This is a genomic window from Falsiroseomonas oryziterrae (genome assembly GCF_021864505.1).
In the GTDB taxonomy this organism is placed as follows: domain Bacteria; phylum Pseudomonadota; class Alphaproteobacteria; order Acetobacterales; family Acetobacteraceae; genus Falsiroseomonas; species Falsiroseomonas oryziterrae.
In genome coordinates this window covers 1-8,281 of record NZ_JAKJIB010000164.1, presented here as the reverse complement: position 1 = coordinate 8,281, position 8,281 = coordinate 1, and the positions used below count along the sequence as shown (strand labels likewise).

The 8,281-nt window shown below is 72.9% G+C and carries 8 protein-coding genes and 1 pseudogene; 5 read left to right on the top strand and 4 right to left on the bottom strand.

Annotated features, from left to right (window positions below):
- Positions 1–205, bottom strand: a pseudogene (locus L2I40_RS13785) (class I SAM-dependent methyltransferase); the annotation flags it as partial.
- A gap of 199 nt (positions 206–404) precedes the next feature.
- Between L2I40_RS13785 and L2I40_RS13780 the strand changes: the two are divergent.
- From L2I40_RS13780 to L2I40_RS13760, 5 genes are all read left to right on the top strand, one after another.
- Positions 405–1,940, top strand: coding sequence for a hypothetical protein (locus L2I40_RS13780; RefSeq protein WP_237215536.1), 1,536 nt, complete (start codon positions 405–407; stop codon positions 1,938–1,940).
- 120 nt (positions 1,941–2,060) lie between these two features.
- Positions 2,061–2,900 carry an FAS1-like dehydratase domain-containing protein gene (locus tag L2I40_RS13775; RefSeq protein WP_237215535.1) on the top strand — a complete coding sequence of 280 codons (840 nt, stop codon included), beginning with the start codon at positions 2,061–2,063 and terminating at the stop codon, positions 2,898–2,900.
- Entirely contained in the window at positions 2,893–3,810 is a 918-nt protein-coding gene (locus L2I40_RS13770; protein ID WP_237215534.1) for a DMT family transporter, read from the top strand. Before L2I40_RS13775 ends, L2I40_RS13770 begins: the two co-directional genes overlap by 8 nt.
- The gene (locus L2I40_RS13765) at positions 3,810–4,718 is read left to right on the top strand and encodes a DMT family transporter (protein WP_237215533.1); all 909 of its coding nucleotides are present in this window, start codon (positions 3,810–3,812) and stop codon (positions 4,716–4,718) included. Before L2I40_RS13770 ends, L2I40_RS13765 begins: the two co-directional genes overlap by 1 nt.
- Entirely contained in the window at positions 4,715–5,596 is an 882-nt protein-coding gene (locus L2I40_RS13760; protein WP_237215532.1) for an MBL fold metallo-hydrolase, read from the top strand. The genes L2I40_RS13765 and L2I40_RS13760 overlap by 4 nt, the downstream gene beginning before the upstream one ends.
- 7 nt (positions 5,597–5,603) lie before the next feature.
- Here the strand turns inward: L2I40_RS13760 and L2I40_RS13755 are convergent, their stop codons facing one another.
- The 3 genes from L2I40_RS13755 to L2I40_RS13745 all read right to left on the bottom strand — a co-directional run.
- Entirely contained in the window at positions 5,604–6,305 is a 702-nt protein-coding gene (locus L2I40_RS13755) for an NUDIX domain-containing protein (RefSeq protein ID WP_237215531.1), read from the bottom strand.
- Positions 6,298–7,107: a nitroreductase family protein gene (locus L2I40_RS13750; RefSeq protein ID WP_237215530.1), complete on the bottom strand. Its 810-nt coding sequence runs from the start codon at positions 7,105–7,107 to the stop codon at positions 6,298–6,300. The genes L2I40_RS13755 and L2I40_RS13750 overlap by 8 nt, the downstream gene beginning before the upstream one ends.
- A gap of 4 nt (positions 7,108–7,111) precedes the next feature.
- Positions 7,112–8,281: acetate--CoA ligase family protein (locus tag L2I40_RS13745; RefSeq protein WP_237215529.1), on the bottom strand; the 1,170-nt coding region annotated here is incomplete at its 5' end.

The following is an 8,281-nucleotide window of genomic DNA, read 5'->3' as shown; positions in this document are numbered from 1 at the left end:
TGAAGTCGAGCCCGACAGCCCCGCGCGCCGGCCAGGCCTGGGCCAGCACCCGCAGCAGCCCGCCGGTGCCGCAGCCGGCGTCCAGCAGGGGGCCCGACGCGCCGGGGCGTGCGCGCAGCGCATCGAGCACGCGCGCATGGGCGGCGCGGTACCACCACATGCCGTCCTCGGCGGCATCCATCAGGTCGTATTCGGCGGCTTCCACCCCGGGGTTGTGACCTCCGCCGGGGGCGAGGGCAAGGCGGCCCCGCGGCGAGGTCGGGGCAGCCCTGCCCAGGCACCGCCGCAATGGCGTTGCCAGGATGTGCAAGCACCGGCATGGATTGCGCTGGCCAGCCTGCATGACGCCGCCGCCGAACAGTCCCGCCTCCTCGACGGCCGAGGCGGCCGGGACGGCCCCTCAGATGCTTGCGCGACCGGATCTGCGCAGCCGGATCCTGCGCGGGCTGGCGCTGGCCCCGGCCGTCGCCTTCCTGCTGATGGTGCTGGCGCCGCCGCTCAACCACGACGTCGCCGCCATCCTGAACTTCGCGGAGCGCTGGACCGGCGGCGAGCGGCTGTATCGTGACCTGATCGACGTCAACCCGCCGCTGATCTTCGTGCTGACGGCGATCCCGGCGCTGGTCGGCGCCTGGACCCCGCTGGACGGCGTGCAGGCGCTGCTGCTCTGCGTGCTTGCCTGCTGCGTCCTCGCCTGGCGGATGACCGTGCAGCTGCGGCGCGACCGGGCGGAGGGGCCGATCGAGCGCGCGACGCTGGACGCGCTGGTCCCGCTGGCCTGCGTCATGGCCGCCTACGATGTCGGCCAGCGCGAGCAGCTGATGGCGCTGTTCGCCATCCCCTACGCCTTCCTCGCCGCCCGCCGGATCGAGGCGCTGCCGACGCGGCGGAGCCTGGCCTGGGGCGTGACGATCTGCGCCGCCTTCGGCTTCGCCTTGAAGCCGCATTTCCTCGCCGTGCCGGCGCTCGTCGAGGCGCTGGTGCTCCTCCGGCGCGGTCTGCGGGCGGCGCTGCGCGATCCGCTCCCCTGGGGCATGGCGGCGGTCTGGCTCGCCTATCTCGCCTCCATCCCGCTGCTCTTCCCGGCCTATTTCAGCTTCGTGGTGCCGCTGGTGCTGGGCTTCTACCTCGACACCGGCGGCCTCGGCTTCTTCGACGTCCTGCTCTCGGAGAAGCTCGGCGCGGCGGTGGCGCTGCTGCTGCTGCTCGCGCCCTTCGCGCTCCGGCGCGGCGCGGGAGCGCCGGCCCAGGCGCTGCTGGCCTTCGGCCTCGGCGGGCTGCTCTCGGCCTGGGTGCAGCACAAGGGCTGGAGCTACCACGTCGTGCCGATCGCGATGGCGAGCGTCCTGCTGGCCGGCCACCTCGCGGCAAGCTGGCTCGACCGCGCGCTGCCGCCGGCGCGCGCCGTCGCCGCGGCGCCCGGCCTGGCTCTGGCAGCGGCGATGGCGGTCGCCATGCTGCAGATCCGTGGCGAGAGCCCGTGGCGGCAGATCTGGTACGACCGCACCGCCGGCGGCGAGTTGACCGCTGCGCTGCGCCGCGAGGTGGGCGGGGAGCGGCTGCTGGTGCTGAGCCCCGACATCTATCCGGTCTATCCGGCGCTGAACTATGCCCGCGCTCGTTCCACGCTGCGCTTCATGAACCTCTGGGTGCTGGTCGGCGCCTATCCCGATTGTCCGGAGGGCGCGCCGCGCTACCGCGACACCTGGGAGATGAGCCGGCCGGAATTCCTGGTCTACCGCACGGTCGCCGAGGATTTCGCGCGGGCGCCGCCGGCCGGCGTGCTGGTCGCGAAGAACCCCGGCATCCCGCGCTGCGGCGCGGAGGAGTTCGACCCGATCGCCTATTTCTCGCGCCATCCGGCGTTCGAGGCGACGTGGCGGCGCTATACCCGCGTCGTCCACATGGACACCTACCTGCTCTATCTCCGCGAGGATTGATGAAGCTTTCATGCCTCATTCGCCGGCGCCCGGATCCGCGGGCTTGGCTTCGCGGCACTTGCCGCGGGCCGCATGTGCGGCCTCGGCCGGCTGCGCCGGCCGCCAGAGGGGGTTGATGCGGTGAGCAACGATTTCACCGACTATGTCGGCCGCACCGAAACCCGTGACGACCGCCTCGATGCGCGTCTGCTGCGCGGCATGGCCGCGACGCTCGGCGTGGCGACGCCGACGGTCCTGCCGCCGCTCTGGCACTGGATGCTGTTCCAGGACTGGGTGATGCCCGACGGGATCGGCCCGGACGGGCATCCGAAGCGCGGCGGCTTCCTGCCACCGGTGCACGATCTGCCGCGGCGGATGTGGGCGGGTGGGCGCGTGACCTTCCGCGACGCAGCGCTGCGCGAGGGCGACGCGGTGCGGCGCACCAGCACGATCCTGTCAGTGAACGAGAAGTCGGGCGGCAGCGGGCGACTCGTATTCGTCACCGTCCGGCATGTGGTCGAGGGCCCGGAAGGCGTCGCGATCGAGGAGGAGCAGGACATCGTCTATCGCGGCGCCGAGGGCACCGCCGTGAAGCCGGGCGAAGCCGCGCCGGACTGGCCCGATGCGGCACGGCGCGTGGTCACGCCCGACCCGGTGATGCTGTTCCGCTATTCCGCGCTGACCGGCAACGGCCACCGGATCCACTACGACCACCCCTATGTCACCGGCGTCGAGGGCTATCCGGGCCTGGTCGTGCACGGCCCGCTGCAGGCGACGCTGATGGCGGCCCTCGCGCTCGATGCCGTGCCGGGCGCGCGGCTGCGGCGCTTCGCCTTCCGCGGCCGCCGCCCCTGCTTCGACGGAAGGCCGCTCACCCTGCTGGCGCGGCGGACCGACGAGGGCTGCGCGGTCGAGACCCGGGACGAGTCGGGGGCCACCTGCATGCAGGGCGAGGCGGCGCTGGACAGCGCCGTTGCCTGACCACCAACCGCGATTGCCGCTGCGGCAGGACACGCTGCGCGGCATCGCGACCATCACCCTCGGCTATGCGGTGATCTCGGCGGCCGACGCCTCGGTCAAATGGGCGCTGCCGGAGGTGGGTGTCGCGGTGGCGATGATCTGGCGCGGCGTCTTCGGCATGATCGCCATCGCGTTGCTGTCGGGCGGCAGGGGGCTGATGCCGCAGCGCGTGCCGCTGCTGGCCACGCGCTCGGCCCTGCACTGCGTGGTCACTGTCGCCTTCTACCTCGCCTGGTTCAACGGCTTCCCGCTCGCCGACAGCTATGCGGTGAACGCCGCCGCGCCGCTGATCATGACGCTGCTCGCGATCCCGATGCTCGGCGAGCGCGTCGGCTGGCGGCGCATGGCCAGCACCGCGGTCGGCTTCGTCGGCGTGCTGATCATGCTCCAGCCCGGCGGCGAGCTCTGGCGGTGGGAGGCAGCGATGATCCTGGCAGGTGCCGCGACGCTCGCCGTCACGCGCATCTGGACCCGGGTGCTGGCCGCGAGCGACACGCCGCAGGCCATCGCCTTCTGGCTGCTCTTCGCCCACATCCCCATCGGGCTGCTGCTGCTGCCGGTCTTTCCACCGGTCGGGCCGCTGCTGCCCGGATGGGACATCGCGCTTGCCCTCGGCTTCCTCGGCCTCGCCAACGGCTGCGCGCACTTCCTCTTCGCCCGCGCCTTCGCCATCGCCCCCGTCTCGGCGCTCGCGCCCTATGAATACACCACCATCCTCTGGGGCGTGGTACTGGGGCTGGCGATCTGGGGCCATGTGCCGGCCTGGTCGACCTTCGCGGGTGCGGCGCTGGTGGTGGCGGCCGGCCTCTACAACCTGCACCGCGAGCGGGTGCGGCGTGCCCAAGGGGCTGACATGACGGAGCGACGCTGATGCCGCTGCGTCACGACATGCAGCGCGGCGTGCTGTTCATGCTCGGCGCCTGCGCGCTCTTCACGCTGATGAGCGCGCTGGTGAAGGCGCTGGGCGACCGCATCCCCTTCCCCGAGCAGATGTTCTTCCGCAGCGCCTTCGCCATGCCGGTGGTACTCGCCATCGTGCTGCGGGCGAACCGCACCGCCGACCTGTCGCGCGTGCTGCGCACCCAGCGCTTCCCCGCGCATTTCCTGCGTGCCTGCACGGGCACCATGGCGATGGGCTGCTCCTTCTTCGCGCTGACGGTGCTGCCGCTGGCGGAGCACACGGCGCTGACCAACACCACGCCGCTCTTCGTCACGCTGCTGTCGATCCCCTTCCTCGGCGAGAAGGTCGGCATCCACCGCAGCGGCGCCGTGCTGCTCGGCTTCCTCGGCATCCTGGTGATCGCGCTCGGCCAGGGTGCGTTCTCGGGTGACCTGGCAGGCGCGGCGAAATGGGGCTTCGTCGCGGCTGTGATGCACGGCATCTTCTCGGCCTGCACGACGCTGCTCGTCCGCTCGCTCTCGGGCACCGAGGCCTCGACCACCATCGTGATGTGGCAGTCGCTGCTGATGACCATCATCACGGGCCTGACGCTGCCCTTCCTCTGGGTCACGCCCAGTCCGACGGAACTCCTGATGCTGATCGCGATCGGGCTGCTCGGCGGCGTCGCGCAGGTGATGCTGACCGAGGCCTGGGCCAGCGCGCAGGTCTCCGCACTCGCGCCCTATTCCTATTCCTCGCTGCTCTGGGCGATCCTGTTCGGCTGGATCGCTTTCGGCGACGTGCCCGGCCTGCTGACGCTGGCCGGCGCGCTGCTGATCGTGGCGGCCAGCCTCTACATCCTCCACCGCGAGATCGTGCTCGGGAGGCGACGGACATGACCATCCCGTTCCGCAAGGACGACAGCCTGCCGCATGGCGAGGCGGAGCAGGTCGCGCCGCTGGTGCGCCGCATCCTCTGCGCCAATCCCGGCCCCTTCACCTTCCGCGGGACCAACACCTACCTGATCGGCCGCGGCGAGGTGGCGGTGCTGGACCCGGGACCGGCGGACGCCGCGCATCTCGCCGCGATCCTGCGCGCGACCGAGGGCGAGCGGATCACGCGCATCCTCGTCACCCACACCCATCGCGACCATTCGCCCGGCGCCGCCGCGCTCGCCGCCGCGACCGGCGCCGTCACCTACGGCTTCGGCCCGCACCTGACGCCGGCCACGGAAGGCGGCGAGGGCGGCGACCACTCCTTCCGACCAGACATCACCCTGCCCGACGGCGGCACGGTGGAGGGCGACGACTGGCGCGCGACGGCGCTCCACACGCCCGGCCATTGCGCCAACCACCTCTGCTTCGCGCTCGAGACCGACGCGGACGAGGTGCTGTTCAGCGGCGACCATGTGATGAGCTGGTCCACCACCGTCGTCAGCCCGCCGGATGGCGACATGTCTGCCTACATGGCCTCGCTCGCGAAGCTCGCCGCGCGGGACGACCGGCTCTACCTGCCCGGCCACGGCCCGCCGCTGCCCGAGCCCGCTTCCTTCGTTGCCGCGCTGGCCGCACATCGGCGCGAGCGCGAGGCGAAGGTCCTGGACGCGCTGCGCGCCGCGCGCCGCGCCACCGCGCGGGAGCTGGTCGGAGCGGTCTATGGCCCGGAGCTCGACCCGCGGCTGGTGAACGGCGCCGCGCGCAGCCTGCTGGCCCACCTGATCAAGCTGGAGCGCGAGGGCGCCGCAGCGCGCGACGGCGACGCGTTCGAGGGCCGGTAGAAGCGCGCTACTCGTCGCTCATCCGGTTGTCGTTGCCGCGATAGACGATCTTCGGCCGCAGGTACCGCTGGCCGGCCGGCACCTCGATCCACTGCGCGAATTCGCCGAGGATCTTGCGGGTGATATCGGCAAGCCTCGCCTCCAGCGCCTTCGACAGCGGATACCAGCCGAGGCCCTCGAGCTCGCCGGAGCCGCCGAGCTCGCCCCGCACCGCTTCGGCCGAGGCCAGCAGGAAGCGGGCGTTGAAGCGCATGGCGCGCGAGGGCGGCGTGACGGCACGACACAGATAGTCGAGCGCGGCGAGGTCGGCGAGCAGCCGCTCGCCCTTGCGCTTGCCGAGCAGCAGGCCGGTCTCCTCCTCCAGCTCGCGGATCGCGGCGACGCCGAGCGCGCGCGCCAGCGAGGGCGGCGCCCGGTGGCGCAGCAGCGCCTCGGTCTCCGCGCGCAGCTCGGTCAGCGCCTTCACGCCATGGTCGGCACGATCCACGCGGCCGCCGGGAAAGACCAGCACGCTCGGCATGAATTTGTGCTTCGCGTGGCGCATGCCCATCAGGATCTCGGGCTCGCCGCGCGCCTGCCGCCAGACGATCAGGCTTGCGGCGTGGCGCGGCTTGACCGCGCGCTTGCCCGGCTCGCGCGCTGCGGCCCGGCGCAGATCGCCGCCGCCCGGATTGTCGGCGCCGCCATCGGGGCGAGGCAGGTCAGCCAAGGGCGATGTCCTTGCGGGCGAGCCAGGCGCGGAAGGCCGCACGCTCCGGCACGGAGAGCTGGCGCGCGGCGTTCTCGCTCCAGCTGCAACCCTCGGGCTTCGGCCCATGCACCTCCGGGTATCGCGGCTTGGCCGGCGGCCGCAGCGCATCATAGGTCGGCAGCACCGCGGCGAGCCCGCTGTCGTCGTAGCGCTCCCGGTGCACCACGACCGCGGGCGGCAGGCGCGGCGAGGTGGCGTTGCGCGCCGCCGGCCAGCCGAGGGTGAGGCCGGCGACCGGGAAGACGCCGTCCGGCAGGCCGAACAGCTCCGCGATCAGGTCGAGATGATTGCGGACATAGGAGATCGGGCAGGTACCGAGGCCCGCCGCCTCCGCCGCGATGACGCAGAAGCCGAGCGCGAGCGACGCATCAGCCGCCGCGTTGAGGAAGGTGTCCGCGCTGTCGTTGGCGTGCACACGTCCATGCAGCGCGCAGACCTGCCGGCCGCGGCGGATGTCGCCGCAGAACAGCAGCAGCACCGGCGCTTCCTTGATCCAGGGCATGGTGCCGATCGCATCCGCCACGGCCGCGATCTTCGCGGCGTCGCGCGTGACGAGGATGGAGTATTGCTGCAGGTCGGATTTCGATGGCGCCGACTGCGCGCCGGCCAGCACCGTGTCCAGCGTCGTATCCTCGACGCTGTCCGGCAGGTAGCGGCGCGTCACGCGGCGGTCGAGCAGCAGCGCGAGCGCGCCGGGCACCTCGGCCGGGACGAAGGGCAGCGCGCCGTAGCGGGCGCGGATCAGGTCCTCGACATGCATGGGCTCAGCGTGGCACCGGCCGGGCCGGACGTGAAGGCACGACCCAGGCGTCGGCAAGCGTCACGCCCTGCCCCTCCCCGTGGACGATCAGCGGATTGATCTCGGCCTCCGCGACGCCATCCAGCCCGGCGAGGCGGGAGACCGCCACCACGGCCCGGGCCAGCGCGTCGAGGTCGCCGGGCGGCAAGTTCCGCCAGCCGGTGAGTGGAACCAGCGCGCGCACCTCGGCGATCATCCCGCGCGCCTCCGCCTCGTCCAGCGGCGCCAGGCGCAAGGCGATGTCGCGGTGCAACTCCGAGAGGACGCCGCCGGCGCCGAGCAGCACGACGGGCCCGACTTCCGGATCGCGCCGGAAGCCGAGGATCACCTCGGCGAGGCCCTTGGCCATGGGCTGGACGAGGATGCCCGTGATGCGGGCCTCCGGCGCCGCCGCCGCGACGCGGGCGCGCATCGCCGCCGACGTCGCGCGCAGCGCGGCGGCATCCGGGATGTTCAGCGCGACGCCGCCGACCTCGGTCTTGTGGGCGATGTCGGGCGAGAGGATCTTCGCGGCGACGGGATAACGCAGGCCCTCGGGCGGGTCGTCGCCGCGCATCACGGCGGCGTCGGAGGCGAGGCCGAGCGTGGCGAACAGCGCGCGGGCGTCTGCCTCGTCCGGAGCGTCGGGGATGGTCAAAGCGGGGGTGGGAAGCGAAGCCGACTCGCGCGGGGCGCGCCAGGCGCAGAAGGCGGCGATGGCATCGGCCGCACCCTCCGGCGTGCGGAAGGCGGCGAGGCCGGCCTCGGCGAGCAGACGCAGCGACGCCTCGGCCTGGGGGGCCAGGAAGGCCGCGACAGGCTTGCCCGCCGCCTTCGCGCCTTCGACGATACCCGCCACCGCGTCGTGGGGCCGGAACTGCGCCGAGGATCCGACGACGCAGAGCGCGAGGTCCGTATCCTGCGCCGCGCGCAGTCCGGCAAGGGCCGCCATCACGCGGTCGGGCTTGGTGCCGGCCAGCGTCATGTCGAGCAGCCGCGCTTCCGTCGGCAGTCCGGCCTCGGCGAGCTTCGCGGCGGCCGCGGCATCGGGCTTGCGCGCCTCGATGCCGCGCACGCCGAGCGCATCCACCGCCAGCGCGCCGCCGCCCCCCGTCGTCGTCATCACGCCGACCGCGCGATGCGCGCGCGCCGGCGG

What these genes read in the sequence shown, in the direction of transcription:
- L2I40_RS13750 (WP_237215530.1), bottom strand. Translation starts at nt 7,107, where the DNA reads ATGCATGTCGAGGACCTGATCCGCGCCCGCTACGGCGCGCTGCCCTTC.
- L2I40_RS13780 (WP_237215536.1), top strand. Translation starts at nt 405, where the DNA reads ATGCTTGCGCGACCGGATCTGCGCAGCCGGATCCTGCGCGGGCTGGCG.
- L2I40_RS13760 (WP_237215532.1), top strand. Translation starts at nt 4,715, where the DNA reads ATGACCATCCCGTTCCGCAAGGACGACAGCCTGCCGCATGGCGAGGCG.
- L2I40_RS13765 (WP_237215533.1), top strand. Translation starts at nt 3,810, where the DNA reads ATGCCGCTGCGTCACGACATGCAGCGCGGCGTGCTGTTCATGCTCGGC.